Origin of the sequence: Streptomyces albofaciens JCM 4342 (assembly GCF_008634025.1) — a bacterium.
In the GTDB taxonomy this organism is placed as follows: Bacteria; Actinomycetota; Actinomycetes; order Streptomycetales; family Streptomycetaceae; genus Streptomyces; species Streptomyces albofaciens.
On sequence record NZ_PDCM01000002.1, the window covers coordinates 528,384 to 547,798 of the forward strand.

Genomic DNA, 19,415 nt, shown 5'->3' on the forward strand with positions numbered 1-19,415 from the left:
GGGGAACGGCGTGCCTCGTAGCCGGCCGCCGTCTGCGATCAGGCTCCAGCGTCCCGGCAGGTACCGGCCCGGTCCTCACGGTGCCGTCCGAGAATTCGGGGACGGGACCGAGAGAAAGCGTCGGGAAAGCGCCCGTGATGCCATGACCGGCGCCCACGGGAGCCGCTCGGCCGGCGTCCGGCGGTGTGACGAACCGGGAGTGGATGGGCCCGGGTGCCCGGGCCGGCGCCGGGTGGGCGGCGAAAAGGCCGGCGGCGGCTCCCGGTTCGTCACTTCGTCCGGTCTAGCAGGTGTGTGCTTCTTCCCGGCACGGCTTGAGGAGGGGGGTGGGGTCGAAGAAGCGGGCCGAGGGCTTGGCGCGGACATCGCCGGTGGTGATGTCGCGGATCACGGTGCCCTCGTCCTCCGTGAAGCTGGGATCCGCCTTGTAACCGCCGAGGTAAATGCCCTCAGGGCCGGATTTGTTGGCGCTGACGATGTGCAGGTAGTCGCTGGTGCGGCTCTTCCAGAGGGCGCTGCCGACCGGGTCGCGCCAGTCGCTGTTCATCGCGACGACGTCGACTCCCATGCGGGCCAGGACCTGCGCGGTCTCGGGCGGCATCATGTCGACGTCCTGCATGAGGGCGAGCCGGGCGTAGTCGCGGTCGATGACCAGGTAGTCGTCGGACAGCCGGCCCTTGGGGAGGGTCTCGCCGCGCTTGTGGTGGGTGCGCCTGTAGTCGTACGACTGCCCCGTCGAGGCGATCAGGGTGCTCTTGGGTACCTCGGTGCCGGTGGCCGGGTAGTGGAGGAGCAGGTCGGTCCGGTTGCTCGTGGCGAACGAGGTCAGTTTCGCGAGGCCCGCCGTGTCCGGAGCGGGGAAGTAGCCGGCCGGAAAGACGATCAGGCGCAGTTTCTTGCCGGAGGACCCGGCCCGGGACGCGGCCTTGGCCGCGGCGTCGAGGGCGGCCTGCCAGGGTGTCGTGCTGGGGCCGGGGTCGACGGCGGCGGCGGTGAACGTGGCCGGCTCGGGCTGGTGGAACTGTTTCTGCGTGTACGGCTCCAGGGTGTCCTGGCCCAGCAGGGAGTACATCGCGGGTTTGCGCTCCACCGGGAAGGTCCGTGACGCCCGCACGGGGATCTCGCCGTAGCCGATCTGGTCGGACCGGCCGCTCACGTCCGCGAGGACCTTGCCGTCATGGGTCATGATGACGCTGCGGGAGCCCAGGTCGAAATCGTAGGGGAACGGCGACGGCACGGTGAAGGTGTTCTGCGTGAACACCTCGGGTTTCGTTCCCTTGGTTCCCTTGCCCCAGCGGTTCGCGACGATCATGGAGAAGTCGTTCTCGAAGGTCCGGACGCGGACGAAGTCGGTGTCGATTCCGACGTTGGCAGGAGCGATCAGGATGTCCGCTCCCCGCACCGCGGCCGCCCGGGGGAACTGGGAGTTGAACATGTCGGAGCAGATGACCAGCGCCATCCTGCCGTATTCCGTGTCGAAGGACGGGATCTGCTCGAAGCTGGAGGCGTTGTACGAGGATTCGATCAGGTGATTGCGCTTGTGGTAGACGCCTCGGATCCTGCCGTCCGGGCCGAGGAGTACGGCCGAGTTGTAGTACCGGTTCGTGTCCGGCTCGTAGACGGGCATGCCGAACGCTATGTAGGCACGGTGCTGTCTCGCGACCGCGCCGAGCGCTTCGGTCGACTTTCCGGGGACCTGCTCCGCGGCCCGGGACATCTCCGCACGGCTGAAGAAGGAATAGCCGCTGGTGGCCATCTCCGGCAGCACGATGAGTTTGGCGCCCTTGCCTGCTGCCTGGCCGGCGAGCTCGACCATCCTGGCGCGGTTGTTGTCGACCTTCCCTTCCTCCGGGGCGAAGTGAATGGTCGCGGTCTTGAGGGAGGTGGGTACCGGTAATGCGTCGGATGCGGCGGCGCTCCTGAGTTCATGGCCCGGCAGCAGGGTGATCAGCCCTGCCAGCACAGCCGCCACCGCGACCGACCGGAACCGGCGGCGGCGGAACAACGCGAGGCGTTTCACGGACTTCTCCGATCTCATACGACGGGCACCTTCTTCGCGTACCTCAGAGCAGCACCCAGGAAATCGCGCGGGATTTCCGGGTGCGTGCCGAAGTGGAGGTGGATGTAGCTGGCCGCCACGTTGTCCAGCGCGAACCCCGCACGGCGGCGTTCGCCCGTGCTGGTCGTGACCTCGTACAGATTCGGCTCGATCTCGGCGGCGGTGATGCGGGACTGGTGGAATTCCTGGCCGCGGGCCCGCCGGCCCGCCTCGCCGAGCGGGGACGGCACCTGTGTGCGCACCTCGACGTAGTGGATGGAGAGGTACTGCCGGTCCATCACCACATCGATCGGGAGGATGCCGGTCATGGCCGCGCCCTTCCCGTCGAAGCCGGTCAGTGACCGGGCGAGGTACATCATCCCGCCGCACTCCGCGTAGACCGGCATTCCGTGCCCGGCACGCGCCTTCAGCCCGTCCGCCAGTGAGCGGTTGGCGGCCAGCTCGGCGGTGAAACTCTCCGGATAGCCACCGCCGAGGTAGACCGCGGCGACATCGTCCGGCAGCCGGGGATCCACGGTGGGCCGGAACGGCACCAAGGTGAACCCGGCGTCCTCCAGTGCGCGGAGGTTCTCTTCGTAGTAGAAGCAGAACGCGGCGTCACGGGCCACCGCGAGCCGTACACCGGGGCCGGTCCCGCGTGGCGGCTGGTGCGCGGAGGTTCCGGCAGGGTCGGGCCATGCGGTACGAGTGGCCGCCAGCAGCCCGTCCACATCCACCGTGCGGCCGGAAGCCATCTGCGCGGCGGCCCGTTCCGCCGCACCGGTCGGGTTCTCCTCGACCGTGGTCAGCCCTAGGTGCCGCTCATCGACGCGCAGGTGCTCGCTCCGCTCGACCCAGCCGGCCACGAGCTCTCGCAGGTGCTCCGGAAGCGCGGTGAGCACCATCTCGGCATGGGTGCGGCTGCCGACCTGGTTCAGGACGCACGCCGCGATGCGCACATCGGAGTCGAAGGCCATCAGGCCGCCCAGGACGGCTCCGGACGTGCGCGTCATGCCCCACACGTCCATGACGACCACGACAGGAAGCCCGAGAAGCTTGGCGATGTGCGCCGCGCTGCCTTTCTCGGTGCCGTTCTCCCCGTCGTACAGCCCGCCCATGGCCTCGATGACACAGACGTCCGCCCCGGCGGACCAGCGGCTGAAGGAGCGGCGCACTCCCTCGGCGCCCATCATCCACAGGTCGAGATTGACCGACGGGCGTCCGGTGATCTCCCGGTGGTATCCGGGGTCGATGAAATCAGGGCCGATCTTGAAGGCTTGCACCTTCAGCCCGCGCTCACGCAGGAGGCGCAGCAGAATGGCCGTAACGGTCGTCTTGCCGGCGCTGCTGTGCGTCGCGGCGACAACGAATGCGGGCCGTGGTGCGGGGTCGGCGTCGGCCGTGTTCTTCACTGCTGCCCCTCCAGAACGAGCCTGATCTCCAGTGCAGGGACGCAGAGTACAGCCCCGGTCACGGGCAAGGGCTGCCGGAAGCGGCCCGTCGGACATCCTGCGCTCCGAAGCGATTTGCCCGGGCCCAATACCGCGATCAGGCGGTGGCCGGCGCCCTCGATGAGGGCCCGCAACGCCTTGGCGGCCGGCTGCCTACACTTCCCTTCCGGCACGCGCACACACCTTGCAGTCCCCCCGAGTCACCCCCACTCCGCAGCGGGCCGCCCCCGGCAGAGGAAAGACACACGGTGAAACACAGCCTCGGACCCATCAGCCGCAGCCTGGCCGCGGTCGCCACCGCCGGCATGCTCGCGCTGGCCTCCGCAGCGCCCGCCCACGCCGACGACTACCGCTACTGGTCGCTGCGGCACGGGGAGAAGGGCACCTGGCGCACCACGGCAGAGGGTCCGGGTACCTACCGCCCGGCCGACGGCGCGGTGGAAGGGTTGCGCTTCGCCGTCTTCCACGCGGACACGAAGGAATCCGTCGTCCCCCGTGCTCCCGCCGACTTCGAGGCGATCTGTGCCTCCACCCCGGCGGAGGCGGGCACCAAGCGGGTCGCCCTGGTGCTGGATTTCGGTACGGCGCGGGACGCCCCGTCCGGGGAGAAGCCCCCGGCGGTACGGTCGCACTGCGTGCAGTTGCCGCCGGAAGCCACCACCGCGGAGGCGCTGGCCAAAGCTGCGCCACCCCTGCGGTACGCCCCCTCGGGCCTGCTCTGCGCCATCGCGGGCTACCCGCGGCACGGCTGCGGAGAAGCGGTGACCGACAGCTCCGAGCGCGCGAGCGGCACCGGCAGTCCTCGCAGCGGCAGCGGCAGCGGCTCAGGCGGCGGGCCGTCCGCAGGGCTCTTGCTCGGTGGAGGCATCGTCGTCGCGCTGGCCGGCGCGGCCGTGTGGCAGGCCAGGCGTCGGCGCCGTGCGGGCGGCTTCACGGAGCGGTAGCGGGTCACGGTCGGATTCCTCTGACGCGCCTACCCCGTTGCCGCCCGATAGGCACCGCGAAGAAGCCAGGCACGTGCTGGCTCAGGGGGAGTCGCGTCGGTCTCGCACCGGCAACGTCACGCGAGCCCGGCAGGCCGCGGCGGGGTGTGGGTGAGTTATCGCATTGCACGGACGCCGGAGGGTCCTTTACCCTGTTTTGCGTTCCGCCTGTGCCCATCCGGGGCCCCGGCGCTGTGTTTCGAGGTGACGACTTATCTCCCAGGCCAAGTAGCCGTCCGCAGTTCCCCCACGTTCTGATCGTTTGAACGTGTCCGGGGGCGGACGTCGCGCTGGTCTGAGTTGCGTCACCCACCCCCGTATTTCCCTGTCATTTTCCGGGTGCAGCTCTGCCGTCTGCCCCGGTTTTCGTGTTTTCCGGCCCGGTGCGGCTGACGGCAGGGCTCCCCGGTTCCTTGAATCAGGAGCCTCACAGTGTCTTCCCCCGCGCTCGACAACGAGCCGCAGCACACCACCCAGCCTCCAGACCACCTCACACCCGGCCTGTCGAAGATGGGCCTGGCCGCCTGGATCGCCCTCTTGGTGCTGCTGGGCGCCGAGCTGATGGACATGATCGACCAGTCGGTCGTCCTGACCGCCCTGCCCGCGATCCAGGAGTCGACCGGAGCCGGACCGGACGCGGTGCAATGGCTGACCACCGGCTATTCCCTGCCCGTCGCCGTCGGGCTGATCACCGGCGGTCGCCTCGGCGACCTCTACGGCCGGCGAAAGGTCCTTCTCATCGGCACCGTCGTGTTCACCACGGCCTCGCTGCTGTGCGGTCTGGCTATCGGACCGGGCGTGCTGGTCGGTGCCCGCGCCCTCCAGGGCGTGGGCGTGGCCATCATGATCCCGCAGGTCCTGGCCACCCTCCACGTCACCTTCGACGGGCAGAACCGCAGCAAGGCGTTCGGTCTGTACGGGGCCATCATGTCGCTCGCCAACGTCCTGGGCCCGGTGACGGGCGGTCTGCTCACCGAGGCCGACCTGTTCGGGCTGTCCTGGCGGCCGATCTTCCTGGTCAACGTGCCCGTCGGCCTCGCCGTGCTCCTCCTGGGACGCCGATACATCCCCGAGTCGACCGTGAAGAAGGCCGACCGGCCCGATCTGACCGGCATGCTCCTGTCCGCACTGGCCATCGTCCTGACCGTCTTCCCGCTCAGTGAGGGACACCTCCATCACTGGCCACTGTGGTGCTTCGCCATGCTCGCCTCCGGCCTCCTCACTCTGTGCGCCTTCCTGCGCCACCAGCAGCGCAAGCAGAACAAGGCGCCCCTCGTACCCCTGTCCCTCTTCCGTGGCAGGCAGTTCTCCGGCGGCACGGCCGCGCAACTGGTGCACGGCCTGCTGTGCGGGCTGTTCTTCATGACCTGGACCCTCTACCTCCAGCGCGGGCTCGGCATGAGCCCCTTCCACGCGGCCCTGGCCTTCGTGCTGCTCTCCCTCGGAGAGCTGGCCGGCGCGACGCTCGCGGCGAAGAGCGGCGGGCGCTTCGCCCGCCGCCTTCCCCAGGCCGGAGTCCTCATCGCGGCCGCTGCGATGGCCGCCCACGGGCTCCAGGCCGCCGGCGGTCAGGCGGAGCCGGCTCTGCCGGCGATGACCGCTCCGGTGGTGCTGATCGGGTTCGGCCTCGGCATGGTCAGCGGCCCGCTCACCGACCTGTCCCTCGCCAAGGTCCCGCACGAGAACGCCGGAGCCGCCTCCGGGCTGTTCAACACCGCCATCCACCTGGGCATCGCCCTCGGCACCGCGCTGACCGCCCTGGTGTTCTTCTCCACCACCGGCGGCTCGCCCGACGCCGGACTCAACCGCGACGCGTTCATGACCGTGCTGTGGTGGGTCGGCAGCCTCCTCGTCTTGATGTGGGCCCTGATGTTCTGCCTGCCCAAGCACACGAAGAACCGGACCGGCTGAGCCGGTTACCCCAGGCGGCGGCACCTTCCGGTGCTGCCGCCGCTCCCCGTACCCCTCACACAGCCACGGCGGCTGACACGGTACCGACGGGGGCCGGTTGGCGGCCAGACAGGCGCATTACGGCGGTCCGTCGGCTCTTATGGGCCGACCGCCCGCGTTCGCCACGTGTACAGGCGGGAAGGAGGCCGATTCGTCGTTGATGCCTCACCAGGGGGCACGGCACCACGCCCCCCTAAATGCGCATGTTAGATTCACATTTTGTGGTGACCCGGGTCGCGTGGCGTCGCCACGGTTCCGGCTCCAGCACTGCGTACCGATGGTGACAACTGATGGTTGACGCGCATGACGCGCCCTTTGCCCGTCCCGACTCCGCCGCTCCTGCTCCGGCTCCCGCTTCCGCTCCGCAACTGCTCTGCGACATCAACACGCTCGTCGCGGAGGACTCCCTGTCGGCCGGGGCGCTCTGGCGGCTGGCGGAGCCCGGCCGTCAACTCGACGCCAATCTCATCCATCTCCGGCCCGAGGAAGTCATCGGCACCCACACCGAGCCGGACCTGGACGTCCTGGTTTTCGTCGTCGCGGGTCACGGCACGCTGGGGACGGCGCACGGCACGCAGCCGCTCGCCCAGGGCAGGGTCGCCTGGCTTCCCCGCGACACCTCCAGGAGCCTCGCCGCGGGCAAGGAGGGCATGTCGTACGTCACCGTCCACCGCCGTCGACCCGGCATGCAGATCCGCACCCGGTCCGCATCGTGCGGCGCATGAAACCGTGACCGCAGCGCGGCTCACGCGCGCGGCACGGCGGGCACCGGGCAGCGGGCAGCGGTTGTGGTGCGGCACGGCGGGGCTGACCGGGCCCGGTCGCAGAGGGCGTCGCCCGGCGGCGCCGCGGGCGGGCCACCACACCCGGCCCGGTACGAAGTGCTCCCTCGGCACGGTCAAGAACGCCTCGCGCAGCCGGCCGCAGCCGACGAACCCGCGGGGATGGCGGCTCATCTCCTCGGCACAACGCTCGGGCGGTCCGCTCGGCCGTCTCGTGTACCGGCCGCCGGACGGCGACGCCGTTCGCTCATGTCCTCACGGGGCTGCCCTGGCGACGGCCAGGCCCGTCAGGAGCGCCGTACGGGTGTCGAGTTCCTCCCACGTTCCGCGCCAGGCCAGCAAAGCGATCGCGGCGGTCGGGAACTTCTTCTGGACCTGCCGGACGCGCCGGCCGACTCCGTCACCGGCCGTCACCAGGATCGTGTCCCGCAGGCTCGGGTTGTGGCCGATCACCAGTAGCGTCGAGATGTGGGCGGGCACTTCGTGCACGACGGCCAGGAGTTGCGGCACGGGCGGGTGGTACAGCCGCGGCTCGAAGCGCACCGGCGGCAGCCCCGCCAGTTCCGCCGCGGCCAGCTCCCACGTCTCCCTCGTACGGTGAGCCGTGGAGCACAGCACCAGGTCGGGCAGCCAGTCTGCCTTCGCCAGCACGCGCCCCGCGGCCCGCGCGTCCCGGCGGCCTCGCCCGGACAGTGGCCGCTCGTGGTCCGCCGTCCCCGGAGGGCGGGCGGATTTGGCATGGCGCAGCAGCAGCAAGCGCCGTAGAGGCGGGATCGTCACACCGGGACACCTCACGTCGAGAGTGCCGTAAGTCCTGACGGGACGCGCCCCGGCGCGGGTCCGGTGCGCGACGGCGCGGGCCCCGGCCCCGGTCCCCGGGAGCGTCCGAGCATTGCAGGTGAAGCACACAGTACTCGTAGCCCGGACGCGCCGACCCCGCCAGAGGCGTCCCCTCGCGTCTTTCGGACAGCGATCGAGCCGCCGCGCGCTGCACGCGTGCGTGCTCCGTGTACTCACCTCCTACGGGCCGACCCGCCCGGTCTGTTGCTGAAGGACGGGGAATTCCTCGCGAGGGAGAACGCATGACCACCGCGACCGGCCCCATACAGCTGCTGACGATCGCGTTCGGCCCGGACACGCCGTTCGAGGGACGGATCGTCGAGGAACTGGAGCCCGCACCGACCACTCCGATCGGCACCACCGCCCCGCGTGCGCTGCGCTTGAGCGTCGCAGCGTCCGGCCCACGTCCGCCCAGGTGTCTCCGGCCCGGAGCGACAGCCCCAGCGGCAACGCGCTCACCGCGACGGCGGTCGGCATCCTCCGGACAGCGGGCCGGTACGCGCCCGGCAGCCTCGGCGACGGGCAGCGCATCCACCACCCACCGCCGAGGGACTCAGCGTGCCGGGCGGGTGTGCCACCGCGCGGAAATCGCCCCGGACGACCGCCGCGCCACCGCGCGGAGACCGGTTCAGATGATGATGACGCGGCGTCCGCGCGTATGGCCGGCCTTGCTGTCGATGTGGGCGGCCGCGGCGTCGGCCAGGGTGTACGACTTCTCGACCGGTATGTGGAGCTTGCCCCGCGAGATGAGGCCGACGGCCTCGTTGAGTGCGTCCGGCACGCTTCCGGCCGTGCCGGAGAAGCGGACACCGAGGTCCGGCGCGCCGAGATCGGCGATGGAGACCACCTTGCGCGGGTCCCCGGTCAGCTCGACGAGTTCGCGGATGACGCCCGAGCCGGCCAGATCGAGAGCCGCGTCGACCCGGCCGAGCTGCCGCACCCGCTCGACCCAGCCGTCGCCGTAGGTGGTGGCGAGGGCGCCCAGGCTGCGCAGATAGTCCTGGTTGGCGGCCCCGGCCGTGCCGATGACCGTGATGCCGCGGTCACGGGCGATTTGCAGCACCGCCGATCCGACGCCCCCGGACGCGCCGCTGACCAGCAGCGTCTGCCCGGGCCGCACACCGGCCTGGCCGATGATGCGCAGGGCGGTCTCCACCACGGAGGGGTACCCGGCCGCCTCCTCGAACGACAGGCCTTCGGGCATCCGGGCCCAAGCCGTCAGCACGGCGAACTCGGCGTAGGTGTCCACCCCTTCACCGAAGACGCGGTCGCCGATCTCGATGCCTTCGACGCCGTCACCGATCTCGTCCACCACCCCCGCGGCGTCCAGCCCGACTCCGGAGGGCAGCTCGGTCGGATGCGCGCCCAGGACCTGGCCTTCCCGGATCCGCCAGTCGACGGGGTTGACGCCCGCCGCGCGTACGGCGATGCGGAGGCGGCCGGGGCCCGGGTGGGGCTCCTCGGCGTCGATGAGGTGCAGCACGTCGGGACCGCCGAACTCGGCGAAGCTGATTTTCTTCATGCGGCCGACCGTAGCACTAACGGTTAGCGTTTTGAAACGGTTGCGGTTTTGGATTTGTTAGCATCACGGCATGACCGTGCCGCCCGGACGCCGTGAACGTAAGAAGGCCGCGACCCGCCAGAAGATCGCCGACGCGGCCCTGCGGCTCTTCCTGGAGCGCGGGTACGACGCGGTGGGCATCCGCGATGTGGCCGCCGAGGCCGACGTGGCCGTCACCACGCTCTTCGCCCACTTCGCCGCCAAAGAGGCGCTGGTGTTCGAGCAGGACGCCGACTTCGAGCAGCGCCTCACCCGCGCGGTCACCGACCGGGCGCCCGACGAGCCGCTCATCCCCGCACTGCGCAGCGAGGTCCTGGCCCTGGTGCGGCACTGCACCGCGGACGGCGCCGCCCCGATCCGGCGCATGATCGACACTTCGCGCGCCCTGCGGGAGTACGAGGAGTCGATGCGGCTGCGCCACGCGGAGTCCCTGGCCACGGCCATCGCCGCGGCTCCCGGCCCGGCACCGACCACCACGGCCGGCCGGACGATCGCGCGGTTCGTCGTCGACGCCTATTTCCTGGCCCGCGAGGCGGCCGACCCGGAGGCCGCGGTGGACGAGATCTTCCGGATGATCGAGGCCGCCTGGGAAGTCGCCCGCCCCTCCCCGCGCGAGTGAGGAACGGCTTTCCAGCCGGGTGAGCCGGGGCCCGGCCGGGCGCCCGTGACCTCACCGGCCGAGCGCGACGATCCGCCGGCGGTCGAACGGGCGGCTCGGAGGGCCCGTCGACCACGGCCGCGTCAGCTGCGGGTGTGGTGGTCCAGCAACCGGGTGAGCAACTGGACGAACTGGTCGCGTTCGGCGGGACTCAGCGGGGCGAGCAGCAGGTCGTGGAGGTCGTCGAGGACCTTGTCGAGGCGGTGGAGCCGGCGGCGGCCGCGGGCGGAGATCGTGATGATGTTGCGGCGCCGGTCCCCGGGGTCGGGTCCCCGCTCGACGAGGCCACGCTCCGTCAGTTCACCGAGCACGCCGACCATGTCGCTGCAGTAGATGCCGGTGCGCCGGCTCAGCTCCGCCTGGCTGCCCGGCCCGTGTTCGAGCAGCGCGGCGAGAACCGCGTAGTGCCACTTGCGGGCGTCGGCCTCGGCCAGCCCTTCGGCGATCAGCCGGTCCGACCGCACGGTGAGCTGCGACAGCAGCCGGCTCGCGCGCCGGCGCAGCCTGTCGGGCGTCCGGGGCGCGCCGTCGTCGGACATGTCCGCTGCTTCGGCTCTGACCATGGCGCCATCCTATGCATTGTGTTAGTCCGACTAACGATGTACGTTCACTCGCGCACACCGTCGGAGCGGCCATCGGCGCATGATGACGGAGTGCACTCCGAGAAAGGAAGACCTTGCCCACCAAGACGCTGCGGATTCCCACCGCCGACGGCCAGGCCGACGCTTTCGCCGCCTATCCCGACGGCGGCGGGCGGCACCCGGGGGTGCTGCTGTACATGGACGCCTTCGGCCTGCGGCCCGAGCTGGAGAACAAGGCCCGCGAACTGGCCGGGCACGGGTACTACGTACTCGTCCCCAACCTCTACTACCGGCACGGCCCGGCCCCGGTGGTCGAACTTCCCGAGCACATCGACGAAGAGAACCGGTCCGCGGTCTTCGCCCGGCTGATGCCGCTGGTCGAGGCGCTGACCACCGACCAGGTCCTGCGCGACGCCGACGCCTACCTCGGCTTCCTCACCGCCCAGCCCGAGGTCGCCGCCGGGCCCGTCGCCACGATCGGCTACTGCCTGGGCGCCGCCCTGGCGATGCGCGCCGCGACGGCCCACCCCGGCCAGGTGGCCGCCGTCGCCGGATTCCATCCCGGTTTCCTGGTCACCGACGCGCCCGACAGCCCGCACCGGCTCGTCCACCGGCTCACGGCCCAAGTCCACCTCGGCCTCGCCGAGGGCGATCTGACGCCCGAGGCCCTGAGCGAACTCAACCAGGCCCTGGACGCCGCGGGTGTCGAGTACACGACGGAGGTCTACCCGGACTCCGTCCACGGCTTCACCATGAGCGACACCTCCGCCTTCAGCCCCTCCGCCCTGCAACGCCACTGGGACCGCCTGCTTCCCCTGCTCGACCGCACGCTGACCGCCGGCGGTCGATAGCCAGGACGGCGGAACCGTTCAGCGTGGCCGCGGAACCGGCCGGAGCGGTGAGATCCCCGTGCCGGGATCAAGCCCCCGGCCACATCCGGCCTGCTCGCTCGCCGCTTCGGGCGTTGCCGCTCGGCTTGCGGCCGTCGGCGTCGCAGGGCAGGTCGGCGCCGGGGGCTTCGGCGTGGAAATCGCGGGTGGCCTGGTGCTCTACGTCGGCGATGGCGGTGGAGGGAACGGAGATGGTTCCGCCGAAGGGCCACTCGGCGTCGTGGACGAGCAGCAGGGTGGTGGTCAGCAGGGCGGTCGCCATGGCCAGGGTGGCGAGCTGGGGCCGGTTGCGGCGTCTGGGGATGCACAGGCACAGGGAGATGACGGTGATGGAGAGCAGGACGAGCATGCACCAGTAGATCGACGCGGGAACCGCCGCGGTCGACTCCGTCAGCCGTGCCTGGCGGGCCTTGGCCCGGGTGTCGTCCGCCCCCAGGAGCATGCCAAAGACGCCCTGGTCCGTGCCGATGTCCTTGAAGGCGGCACGCAGGTCGGCGGTCCAGACGCTGGGCGCCGGAGAGCCCTGGCCGTGGGCCGTGGTCGGCCATTCGTAGTGACGTACGGCGCGGGTGTAGCAGATGACGTCGGCCTGCACCCGGCGGCGTTGTGCGGCGTTGGGGAGGAAGTCCGCCGTCTCCTCCAGGTGGTCGACCGCGTTGGCCTCGTTCTCCTCGGCTCTGTTGCAGGAGCCGGCCGCGGTGGCCAGGACGAAGGCGAGAATTAGTACGGTCAGGGTCTGTACCGGGCTGGTCAGGTCCCGTACCGACAGGCCTTCGTCGTCGGCGTCGGTGTCGTGGCGGCGCAGGAAGTGGTGGGCGACCAGGCCGAGGAGCAGGGCGGCCACGGCCACCACGATGGTGACGGTCGTGAGTGCGTCTCCGGGAGCGGGGGCGGGGCCCGACGCCGGCGGACTCTGTCCCGGTGCCTTTGCCTGGTGGCGGGACCGGCATACGGGATCGCCCGCCAGGCCACCCGTACGAGCGGCGTCCCTGCGCCGCCTGGAGGCACCGGGCCGTGGGTCAGCGCCCGGCGCTCTGGCCGCCGTCCACCTGGAGGATCTCCCCGGTGACGAACGGGGCGTTCTCCAGGTACAGCACCGCGTCGGCGATGTCGCCGGGCGCGCCGAGCCGGCCGGCCGGGAGCAGGCCGCTCAGGCCTCGGGCTCCTCCGCCCGGTGCATCGGGGTCCTGATGACGCCCGGCGAGACGGCGTTGACGCGGATGCCCCACGTCGCGTACTCGATGGCCACCGCCTTGGTGGCGGAATGCCGGCCACCCTTGGTCAGCGAGGTGAGTACGGAGGGCACGCGGGCGTCGGCGATGTCGACCAGGCCGGAGGTGAGGGTGACGATGTGGCCGCCGCCCCGGCCGAGCATGTGCCGGACGACCGACCGGGTGAGGTGGGAGAAGCCGCTCACATCCACCCCGATCACCGAGGCGAAATCCTCCGGGGTGCAGTCGGTGAACGGCTTGGCGAGGAAGACGCCCGCGTTGTTGACCAGGGTGTCGATCCGGCAGAACCGCCGCACGCCCGAGGGGACGATCCGTTCGGCGGTCGTGGGGTCGGCGATGTCGCCGCGGACGGCGATGACGTCCGGGGACCGGGGCGCGGCGATGGTGCGCGAGGTGGGCACCACGCCCTATCCGAGCGCACGGCGGGCGGCCGCCAGCGCGGCGCCGATGCCCTGCGACGCCCCGGTGACGAGGCGGTCTTCCGGTCCCGCGCGGTCATGGCGCGCCTTCGGCCCGGAACCGGCCCAGGACCCGCTCGGCCCCGTCCATCATCTCCCGGACGATGTCCCCGGCGGGGCGCACGGTGTGGACGAGGCCGACGCCCTGCCCCATCAGCCAGGGCATCTCCTCCCAGTCGCCCTCCGTCTCCGGCACCGGCGGGAACACGTTGAACTTGCGCAGCACCATCCGTTCGCCCTGGAAGACCGTGACGCCGATCTCCTCCAGGGCGTGGCGGTCGGCCGGCACCTGGTCCGGCCGGTCGTGCCACTCGGACACCACACGGTCGCGCTGCACCCGCATCGGGTTGAAGTCCGGCCATTCCGGGCCGAACACCGCCGTACGGACCGTGTCCTCGCCCCGGGAGGCGACCAGGCGGCGGTGATGTTCGGGGTGCACCCGCGCCTGCGGCGAGGCGAGCAGCCGGGTGCCCACCCATACGCCGTCGGCGCCCAGGCACAGGGCCGCCGCCACCTGGCGCCCGTCGGTGATGCCGCCCGCGGCCAGGACCAACGCCCGCTCCCCCACGGCGTCCACGACGGCGGGCACACCGACCATGGTGGGCAGGCCGCCGTAGTTGTGCCCGCCCGCCTCCCAGCCCTGGGCGACGACGACCTCCACCCCGTCCGCCACGGCGCGCCCGGCCGCCTCAGCGGAGCCGACCTGTTCCCACACCGACACCCCGGCCGCCCGCAGCCGCTCGATCTGCCCGGCCGGCGGATGCCCCCAGTGGTACGAGACGATCGGCACCCGCTCCTCGGCGCAGACGCGGACGTGCTCGGCGTTGTCGAAGTACGTGACCAGATTGACGTTGAACGGTGCTTCCCCCACGCCCGCGCGGATCTCGTGGATGAGCTGCCGCAGGTGGTCCGGGTGCATGAGCGCGGCCCCCACCGCGCCGATGCCGCCCGCGGCGGTGACGGCGACCGCCAGCTCGGCGGTCCCGCCCGCGAAGGCCATACCGGCGCAGGCGAACGGGTAGGGAACGGCGAACCTTTCGGTGAACCTGTTGGACAGCGCCTCCATGACGGCTCCCCCTCCTGCCTTCGGGAAAGCGGATGCCCCACGCCCCCGATGAGGGAGCATCGCCCCATCCGGCAGGTTCCCACCGGGGCCGGTACGGGGCCAGGGGCCGGTACGGAGCCAGGGGCCGGTGCGGAGAAGCGCGGACACGGCCGCTTCGTCGGCCGGTCCCGGCCCGGCGGTGTGTCCCTCTGTTACGTAGGACTGCGCCTACGTGGTTCTCGCCGACGCGGCACCGCCCTTCCCGGCGGCATGGTCGACGGCACAGTCACGTACCGGACAGGGAAGAGGAAAGCGCTTGCCCAGCACGCATCCGGCCGTCATGGCTCCCGTGCCCACCGTGGGCCGGGTGCGGGTGGCGGTCACCGCACCCGACCCGAACAGCCACGAGGGGGCGTCGGTCAGCTGGGCCGCCACCCGGAGGTCGACCTCTGCGCGGACTCCGGGTCCGCCTCCGTGGTCGTGCTCGTCGAGGACGTCCTCGACGAGAGCGCGCTCGCCCGGCTGCGGCGGGTCGTGCGCGGCGGAGATGTGCGGGTGGTCCTCGTCGTGGGGACGATCCGGGAGAACGAGCTGCTGGACGTCATCGAGTGCGGCGCGGGGGCCATCGTCTGGCGCCGCGAGGCCACCGCGCACCGGCTGGTGCAGGCGGTGCTGACCGCGGCCGAGGGCGGCGGCGATCTGCCCGCCGGCCTGCTGGGCCGGCTGATCAGCCAGGTGGGGCGCCTGCACCGGGGCGGCGACCATCCGGCGTCGTTCCCCGGGGCTGACGCCGCGCGAGGTGGATGTCGTACGGCTGGTGGCCGAGGGGCTCGACACCACGGAGATCGCCGGCAAGCTGTCGTACTCCGAACGCACACATGCTCGTGCTGGGTGTGGTCTGGTGGGGACTGCGGCTGCTGCCCGGTCTGCTCACCCGGGTCACGGTGCCGGCGATGGCGGTGGGCGCGGTCTGCACGACCGTGCTGGGGCTGCTGGCCGGACAACTGCTGCATGCGGCGACGGACGGCACCGTCGGGATATGGGGGCCTGCGCACCTGTTCTCGAAACTCGGTGAAGGGGTGCCCGCCGCCCTCACCTTCGGCATCACCGCCGGGGTGGCGGCTCTCGTGACGCTGCGGCTGGCCGGGGGCCGTGACGCCACTCGGTGAGGGAGCGGGGCCCGGCTCCCCGGCCCGGCGCACGACGGAACGGCGCTCGGCAGCCGAGCGCCGTTCCGGTGCGGACCCGCTCCCCGGAATCCGCCGGTGGCGTCAGTCCACCCCCACCACCGTCGGAGCAGGCGGCACCCAGCGCTGGTTGCGGCGCTGCTGCGAGCGCACCCCGAAGTCCGTCTTCAGTTCCTCCGGGATCGCGTACTGCATGACCCGGCCGCGGGTGAGGGAGCCCAGCTCGAAGGCGGTGAGGAGGCTGCCCGCCTTGTCGAGGGCCCACTCGCCCAGCGGGCTGCTGTCCTCGATGGTCTCCAGTACGCCGAGGAGGACGGGTACGGCCTTGGCCGCCGTGTCCCAGGGGCTGCGGGGGATCCGGAGCCAGTCGGCGATGGTCGGGCCCACCAGGAAGCGGATGGTGGCCGGCACGATCGGGTCGAAGAGGGTGCCGGGGACGACGTCCTCGTACATCCGCATCAGCTGGTCGTTCAGCCGCACCCCGTCCTCGGACGGCCCCAGGTTGCGGGTGAGGTAGGTGTCGGCGTACGCGCGAGCCTCAGTGAGGTTCTTCGGGGCGGCCGCCGTGTCGCAGCCCAGCATCGCCCCGACGACACGCCAGGCGTAGTAGTACGCCTCCGCTCCTTCCTCGCTCATGTGGATGCCGAGGCGGTGCATCGCGTCCAGTACCAGGATCGAGAAGCAGATCTGCCCGCCGATCATGTCTTCCTGGCACAGCGGTGTGCCGTCGCGCTCCGTGTCCCAGCGGCCCGATGTGGTCAGGTGGCGGCGCACCGCGGCGTGCAGCAGGCGGACCTTCTGGGCGGCCGGGATGAACTTGCTGCCTTCCTCGAAGGCGTTGGTGCGCATCAGGTACGTGACGAACTGGCCCGTGTTCGCCATCCGGCGCGAGGGGTAGTCCATGGAGTGCGTCGAGGCGAGCAGTTTCGCGACGCGCGGTACGGCGTAGGTGGCGGGCATGGCCGCGAAGGAGAGCCCCGTGTTGATGTGCGCGGCGTTGTCCATGAAGAACAGCCGCGCGCGCTCCATGATGTCCCAGTCCACCCACTTGGGCGGCATGCCGGTCGCTTCCAGGTAGGAGGCCACCGAGGGCGGCAGCCCTTGCGGCAGCTTGTTGCCGGCGGTGGTGAAGAAGCGCATGAGGGTGTTGAAGTCGCGTACCTCTCCGCGCTCGAACATGGCCGCGACGGTTGCGTCGGCGAGCGGATCGCCTTGCCCGCGCAGTTCGTCCAGTGTGGTGTCGGTGTACCGCACGGTGGTCTCGGTGGTCTCGGTGGTCACAGGCTCCTCGTTTCTCGTGCTGTCACAGGGACCGGTTGGTCGCCGAGTCCGCGAGCGTGCCGAGCGCCGTGCGGACCTCCGGGGGCAGCGCCACGGAGTCCAGTGCCGCGCGGGCCCCCGCGATCCGCTCCTGGATCATGTCCTCGATGCGCCGGCGGGCGCCGCTGCGCTCCATCCACTGCCGTACGCGTGCGGCGTCGGCCTCGTCCAGCGCGGGTTTGCCCAGCGCCTCCCGCAGCTGCCGCCCCTCATCCGCGGACAGCAGCGAGGCGGTCACCGCCAGCAGCGCGGTGGGCTTCTTGTCCCGCAGGTCGTCGAGGTTCGACTTGCCCGTCTCGGCCGGGTCGCCGAAGACGCCCAGCAGGTCGTCGCGGAGTTGGAACGCCTCGCCCAGCGGCATTCCGTACGCGGTGAAGGCGGCGAGCACCTTCGGGGACGCGCCGCCGAGCGTCGCGCCCATGTGGAGGGGCCGCTCCACGGTGTACTTGGCCGTTTTGTAGCGGGCCACCTCCAGTGATTCGGCGACTTTGGGCACGACGCCTCCCGTCCGCAGGACCTCCAGGAATTCGCCCGCGATGGTCTCGCGCAGCAGCGACGACCACAGGGGCACCGTCCGCGCCACATACGCCCCGGGCAGGCCGCAAGTGGCGAAGACCTGTCCGGCGTATCCCATCAGCAGGTCGCCGAGCATCATGGCCAGCGCGGCGGAGCGTTCCCGGCGCGTCTCGTGGGGCACTCCGGACGTGCCGCCCCAGGTGCCGGCACCGCTCTCCGCGAAGGCGGCATGGGCCGTCGGGGCGCCGTGCCGCAGGCGGCTGTCGTCGATGATGTCGTCGTGGGTGCACGCGGCGGCGTGCACCAGTTCCATGGCGGCCGCGGCCTTGACGACGCCCTCGCAGTCCGGCTGGCCGGCGGCCCGCCAGCCCCAGTACAGGAAGGCGGCGCGCAACCGCTTGCCGCGCGTCAGCGAGGCACGCAACTGGCGGCACAGCGGCGCCAGTTCACCGGAGACGCGGAGCAGTTCGGCTTCCTCCTCGTCGACCAGCCGGCGCAGGCACGTATCGATTCTCTTCTTGAGCTCCCCCGTGTCACTCATGCGGCCGGCCGGCCCGCTGCACGGCCCGGCAGGCCATCAGCTCCAGGTAGTTGTCGGTGTCCGGGGTGATGCGCCGGGTGGCCAGCTCGCCGCGGGTGCGCAGTTCGCCGACGCCGTCGGCGAGGATTTCCCGCAGATCGGAGCGGCGCAGCAGACCTTGGCCGCGCTCGGCGGCCTGACGTACGTGATCGAGCACGAGGTCGGCGACGCCGACCGCGAGCAGGAGGGCTTGTTCCAGTCCGGCCGCGGCGTTCGGCACGGCTGCGCCGAGGGGCGCGGTGTCGCGTTGTTGTGCCTGTTCAGACATGTCCGGTGCTCCTGTGCGAGGGAGTCCTGCGGGGAGCTTCCAGTGAACCGGCCGGCGCCGTGGCGGAGCGGGCTTTGGGCGCCCCGTCCCCCGTGCGAGATCATCGTTTCCTGCGAAAGAGTGATGATCGGCCCACTGTTCGGGCATCATCGGCCTGCCGCCGGGGGCCACCCGGCCGCGGGGACCATGGACCCGGCCGACCCGGTGCCCGTACGGGCGGGAAGCGGGCAGCGGTACGGGCACGGCGGACACCGGGGCGCGTGCTCCGGGCACCGCCTCGCTCGCCCGGTCCGCCGGATGGCACGTCGGCGTGCGAAGCGGACGCGGGCGGTCCCGCCAACTCGGTCACGCCGCCCGCCCACACGGGCGCCCCGGTACCGCTCCCCCGGCGATACAACGTCTTCAGTGGTGCGTCTGCCCCGCGCCCAGGGCCAACGCCCCAGCTCACAGCACGTGATCGTGAGGAGTCACACCGTGGAGACACCGCTGCCGCCGGCCCGGCTCACCATGGATTCCCGTACCGTACCGGGCCGTTCGGCGCAGCAGGCCGAGGAGTTCCTGAATGCCTTCTACGAACGGCACGGGGCGGTCCTGCTGGGCTTCGCGGCCCGGCTGCTGGACGGCGACCGGCACCGTGCGGAGGACATCTTGCAGGAGGTGGCGTTCCGCGCCTGGCAGCGCGCCGATGCCCTCGATCCCACGACGAACGCGCTGCGCCCCTGGCCGTTCACCGTGGTCCGCAACCTGGTCATCGACGGTTACCGCGCGCGCCGGGCCCGGCCCGCCGAGGTCGGCGTCGCGGAGTTGCCCGTCTCGCCCGTGCCCGACGGGACCGACCGCGCCCTGACCCGGCGGGTGGTGGTCGACGCGCTACGGGAGCTGACGCCGAACCACCGCGAGGTGCTGGTGCACGTGTACTTCATGGGCCGCAGCCTCGCGCAGACCGCGGAGTTGCTGGGGGTGCCGCCCGGTACGGTCAAATCGCGGGTGTACTACGCGATGCGCGCGCTGCGCGACGGGCTCAGCAGCCGCGGCCTGACCGCCGCCTGACCGGCGGTCGCTCCCGGTCGCGGGC

Annotated in this window: 17 protein-coding genes and 2 pseudogenes; 8 read left to right on the forward strand and 11 right to left on the reverse strand. The window is 71.5% G+C overall.

The window, feature by feature from the left end; genetic code table 11:
- Window positions 1-283: 283 nt before the first annotated feature.
- Both CP973_RS23125 and CP973_RS23130 read right to left on the reverse strand, forming a co-directional pair.
- Window positions 284-2,038, reverse strand: coding sequence for a nitrilase-related carbon-nitrogen hydrolase (locus CP973_RS23125; protein WP_150244557.1), 1,755 nt, complete (start codon window positions 2,036-2,038; stop codon window positions 284-286).
- On the reverse strand, window positions 2,035-3,450 hold the full coding sequence (locus CP973_RS23130) for a cobyrinic acid a,c-diamide synthase CobB (protein ID WP_150244560.1): 1,416 nt from the start codon (window positions 3,448-3,450) through the stop codon (window positions 2,035-2,037). The genes CP973_RS23125 and CP973_RS23130 overlap by 4 nt, the downstream gene beginning before the upstream one ends.
- A gap of 287 nt (window positions 3,451-3,737) precedes the next feature.
- Between CP973_RS23130 and CP973_RS23135 the strand changes: the two genes are divergently transcribed.
- The 3 genes from CP973_RS23135 (at window position 3,738) to CP973_RS23145 (ending at window position 7,147) form a co-directional block, all read left to right on the forward strand.
- Window positions 3,738-4,433, forward strand: coding sequence for an SCO2322 family protein (locus tag CP973_RS23135; RefSeq protein WP_208853286.1), 696 nt, complete (start codon window positions 3,738-3,740; stop codon window positions 4,431-4,433).
- Between the two features lie 471 nt (window positions 4,434-4,904).
- Window positions 4,905-6,383: an MFS transporter gene (locus tag CP973_RS23140; RefSeq protein WP_150244563.1), complete on the forward strand. Its 1,479-nt coding sequence runs from the start codon at window positions 4,905-4,907 to the stop codon at window positions 6,381-6,383.
- 329 nt (window positions 6,384-6,712) lie between these two features.
- Window positions 6,713-7,147 carry a cupin domain-containing protein gene (locus tag CP973_RS23145; protein ID WP_208853287.1) on the forward strand — a complete coding sequence of 145 codons (435 nt, stop codon included), beginning with the start codon at window positions 6,713-6,715 and terminating at the stop codon, window positions 7,145-7,147.
- Window positions 7,148-7,459: 312 nt separating this feature from the next.
- Here CP973_RS23145 and CP973_RS23155 read toward each other — a convergent pair whose 3' ends face one another.
- Together CP973_RS23155 and CP973_RS23165 are read right to left on the reverse strand one after the other, a co-directional pair.
- Window positions 7,460-7,984: a SixA phosphatase family protein gene (locus tag CP973_RS23155; protein WP_150244566.1), complete on the reverse strand. Its 525-nt coding sequence runs from the start codon at window positions 7,982-7,984 to the stop codon at window positions 7,460-7,462.
- Window positions 7,985-8,672: 688 nt separating this feature from the next.
- Window positions 8,673-9,566: an NADP-dependent oxidoreductase gene (locus CP973_RS23165; RefSeq protein ID WP_150244569.1), complete on the reverse strand. Its 894-nt coding sequence runs from the start codon at window positions 9,564-9,566 to the stop codon at window positions 8,673-8,675.
- Window positions 9,567-9,636: 70 nt separating this feature from the next.
- Here CP973_RS23165 and CP973_RS23170 point away from each other — a divergent pair, with 70 nt between their 5' ends.
- Window positions 9,637-10,224 carry a TetR/AcrR family transcriptional regulator gene (locus CP973_RS23170; RefSeq protein WP_150244572.1) on the forward strand — a complete coding sequence of 196 codons (588 nt, stop codon included), beginning with the start codon at window positions 9,637-9,639 and terminating at the stop codon, window positions 10,222-10,224.
- A 122-nt stretch (window positions 10,225-10,346) separates the two neighbouring features.
- Here CP973_RS23170 and CP973_RS23175 read toward each other — a convergent pair whose 3' ends face one another.
- Window positions 10,347-10,826 (reverse strand): MarR family winged helix-turn-helix transcriptional regulator, encoded by a 480-nt coding sequence (locus CP973_RS23175; RefSeq protein WP_150244575.1) that lies wholly within the window; start codon window positions 10,824-10,826, stop codon window positions 10,347-10,349.
- Window positions 10,827-10,939: 113 nt separating this feature from the next.
- On the opposite strand from CP973_RS23175, the gene CP973_RS23180 reads away from it, so the two are divergent.
- Entirely contained in the window at window positions 10,940-11,695 is a 756-nt protein-coding gene (locus CP973_RS23180; RefSeq protein WP_150244577.1) for a dienelactone hydrolase family protein, read from the forward strand.
- 67 nt (window positions 11,696-11,762) lie between these two features.
- On the opposite strand, the gene CP973_RS23185 is transcribed toward CP973_RS23180, so the two are convergent.
- The 3 genes and pseudogenes from CP973_RS23185 to CP973_RS23195 form a co-directional block, all read right to left on the reverse strand.
- Window positions 11,763-12,578, reverse strand: a complete 816-nt coding sequence (locus CP973_RS23185; protein WP_244409952.1) for a bestrophin-like domain — start codon at window positions 12,576-12,578, stop codon at window positions 11,763-11,765.
- A gap of 175 nt (window positions 12,579-12,753) precedes the next feature.
- Window positions 12,754-13,415: pseudogene (locus tag CP973_RS23190) on the reverse strand (SDR family NAD(P)-dependent oxidoreductase).
- Between the two features lie 46 nt (window positions 13,416-13,461).
- The gene (locus tag CP973_RS23195; protein ID WP_150244581.1) at window positions 13,462-14,490 is read right to left on the reverse strand and encodes an NAD(P)H-dependent flavin oxidoreductase; all 1,029 of its coding nucleotides are present in this window, start codon (window positions 14,488-14,490) and stop codon (window positions 13,462-13,464) included.
- A 319-nt stretch (window positions 14,491-14,809) separates the two neighbouring features.
- Here CP973_RS23195 and CP973_RS41845 point away from each other — a divergent pair.
- Window positions 14,810-15,403, forward strand: a pseudogene (locus CP973_RS41845) (helix-turn-helix transcriptional regulator); the annotation flags it as partial.
- Window positions 15,348-15,638, forward strand: coding sequence for a hypothetical protein (locus CP973_RS41070; protein ID WP_425282086.1), 291 nt, complete (start codon window positions 15,348-15,350; stop codon window positions 15,636-15,638). The pseudogene CP973_RS41845 and the gene CP973_RS41070, both read left to right, overlap by 56 nt.
- Window positions 15,639-15,740: 102 nt before the next feature.
- Here the strand turns inward: CP973_RS41070 and CP973_RS23205 are convergent, their stop codons facing one another.
- From CP973_RS23205 to CP973_RS23215, 3 genes are read right to left on the reverse strand one after another with little or no spacing between them, the layout of a single operon-like run.
- Window positions 15,741-16,937, reverse strand: coding sequence for an oxygenase MpaB family protein (locus CP973_RS23205; protein WP_425282012.1), 1,197 nt, complete (start codon window positions 16,935-16,937; stop codon window positions 15,741-15,743).
- Between the two features lie 22 nt (window positions 16,938-16,959).
- Window positions 16,960-18,033 carry a polyprenyl synthetase family protein gene (locus CP973_RS23210; protein ID WP_150244582.1) on the reverse strand — a complete coding sequence of 358 codons (1,074 nt, stop codon included), beginning with the start codon at window positions 18,031-18,033 and terminating at the stop codon, window positions 16,960-16,962.
- The gene (locus CP973_RS23215) at window positions 18,026-18,340 is read right to left on the reverse strand and encodes a hypothetical protein (protein ID WP_150244583.1); all 315 of its coding nucleotides are present in this window, start codon (window positions 18,338-18,340) and stop codon (window positions 18,026-18,028) included. Before CP973_RS23215 ends, CP973_RS23210 begins: the two co-directional genes overlap by 8 nt.
- A gap of 474 nt (window positions 18,341-18,814) precedes the next feature.
- Between CP973_RS23215 and CP973_RS23220 the strand changes: the two genes are divergently transcribed.
- Entirely contained in the window at window positions 18,815-19,390 is a 576-nt protein-coding gene (locus CP973_RS23220) for a sigma-70 family RNA polymerase sigma factor (protein WP_244409953.1), read from the forward strand.
- The last annotated feature ends 25 nt before the right edge of the window (window positions 19,391-19,415 follow it).

What these genes read in the sequence shown, in the direction of transcription:
- CP973_RS23125 (WP_150244557.1), bottom strand. Translation starts at nt 2,038, where the DNA reads ATGAGATCGGAGAAGTCCGTGAAACGCCTCGCGTTGTTCCGCCGCCGC.
- CP973_RS23145 (WP_208853287.1), top strand. Translation starts at nt 6,713, where the DNA reads ATGGTTGACGCGCATGACGCGCCCTTTGCCCGTCCCGACTCCGCCGCT.
- CP973_RS23165 (WP_150244569.1), bottom strand. Translation starts at nt 9,566, where the DNA reads ATGAAGAAAATCAGCTTCGCCGAGTTCGGCGGTCCCGACGTGCTGCAC.
- CP973_RS23170 (WP_150244572.1), top strand. Translation starts at nt 9,637, where the DNA reads ATGACCGTGCCGCCCGGACGCCGTGAACGTAAGAAGGCCGCGACCCGC.
- CP973_RS23175 (WP_150244575.1), bottom strand. Translation starts at nt 10,826, where the DNA reads ATGGTCAGAGCCGAAGCAGCGGACATGTCCGACGACGGCGCGCCCCGG.
- CP973_RS23195 (WP_150244581.1), bottom strand. Translation starts at nt 14,490, where the DNA reads ATGGAGGCGCTGTCCAACAGGTTCACCGAAAGGTTCGCCGTTCCCTAC.
- CP973_RS41070 (WP_425282086.1), top strand. Translation starts at nt 15,348, where the DNA reads ATGCTCGTGCTGGGTGTGGTCTGGTGGGGACTGCGGCTGCTGCCCGGT.
- CP973_RS23210 (WP_150244582.1), bottom strand. Translation starts at nt 18,033, where the DNA reads ATGAGTGACACGGGGGAGCTCAAGAAGAGAATCGATACGTGCCTGCGC.
- CP973_RS23215 (WP_150244583.1), bottom strand. Translation starts at nt 18,340, where the DNA reads ATGTCTGAACAGGCACAACAACGCGACACCGCGCCCCTCGGCGCAGCC.